The following is a 1,393-nucleotide window of genomic DNA, read 5'->3' as shown; positions in this document are numbered from 1 at the left end:
GCGGTGAAGATGCCGAGCCGGATTTTTCCAACGCCAGCTGGATGTCGATGCTGTTTGCCGCCGGCATGGGCATCGGCCTGGTGTTCTGGGGGGCGGCCGAGCCGATCTCGCATTTCGTCAAGCCACCGGAAGGGCTGGCACCGCAGAGCATGGAAGCCGCCCGTGCCTCGATGCGCTACGCGTTCTTCCACTGGGGGCTGCATCCGTGGGCCATCTATGCGCTGATCGGGCTGGCGATGGCGTGGTTCCAGTTCAACCGCAATGGCCGCGGCCTGATCAGTGATCTGCTGCAGCCGATCATCGGCGCGCACCACCGCGGCTGGATGGGCACGGTGGTGAACGTGGCGGCGGTGGTGGCCACCGCGATCGGCGTGGCCACCACGCTGGGCTTCGGTACGATCCAGATCGCGGCGGGCCTGCATCGCGTGTTCGGCATCCGCGACTCGATTCCGGTGCAGCTGACCATCATCGCGGTGGCGTTCGTGCTGTACATGGCGTCGACCACCAGTGGGGTGAACCGCGGCATCAAGTGGCTGTCCAACTTCAACCTGGGGCTGGCGGCGGTATTGCTGGCGCTGGTGATGGTGCTGGGCCCCACCGGTTTCATCTTCGATACGTTCACCACCACCATCGGGTCCTACCTCAATTCGCTGGTGACGATGAGCCTGCGCATGTCGCCGTTCTCGGGCAGTACGTGGGTGGCCGACTGGACGATCTTCTACTGGGCGTGGTGGATCGCGTGGGCGCCGTTCGTGGGTTCGTTCATTGCGCGTGTGTCGCGCGGGCGCAGCATCCGCGAGTTCGTGCTGGGCGTGGTGATCGCACCGAGCGTGCTGGGCTTCCTGTGGTTCTCGGTGTTCGGCGGCACGGCGCTGTGGTCGCAGATCTTCGGCCACGTGGACCTGGCGCAGGCGCTGGGCAACGGCTATGAGACGGTGCTGTTCACGATGTTCGACAGCCTGCCGATGCCGATGGTGTTGTCGGTGATCGCGCTGGTGCTGTTGATGATCTTCTTCGTGACGTCGGCCGATTCGGCGGTGCTGGTACTGGCCACGATGTCGACCGAGGAGGCGGGTGATCCGCCGCTGGCACGGCGCATGGTGTGGGGCGTGGCGATCGCGCTGATTGCCGGCGTGTTGCTGCTGGCCGGCGGGCTGACCGCGCTGCAGGGCATGATCACGATTGCGGCCTTGCCGTTCGCGCTGTTGATGCTGCTGGTGATGTGGTCGCTGTACCGGGTGCTGGACATGGAGTACGCGTTGCAGCGCCGGCGGACGCAGCGGGCTCGCCGGATGATGGACGCGTGGATCGAGCGGGAGATCGCTGCGCAGGAAGAGACGCGGGATGAGGCGGCGAGGGCGCCGTAGGTGTGCCTCTGCCATGATGCCGCTGG

The 1,393-nt window shown here is 66.0% G+C and carries 1 protein-coding gene; it reads left to right on the top strand.

What is annotated here, in order from left to right; genetic code table 11:
• The coding region (locus tag DBR34_RS05725) for a BCCT family transporter (RefSeq protein ID WP_146186774.1) at positions 1-1,367 on the top strand (1,367 nt) is incomplete at its 5' end.
• Between the last annotated feature and the right edge of the window lie 26 nt (positions 1,368-1,393).

Source organism: Stenotrophomonas sp. HMWF003, from assembly GCF_003061285.1.
Lineage (GTDB): Bacteria > Pseudomonadota > Gammaproteobacteria > Xanthomonadales > Xanthomonadaceae > Stenotrophomonas > Stenotrophomonas maltophilia_AP.
The sequence above is the reverse complement of the archived record's forward strand: the minus strand, read 5'-3'. Positions and strand labels throughout refer to the sequence as shown.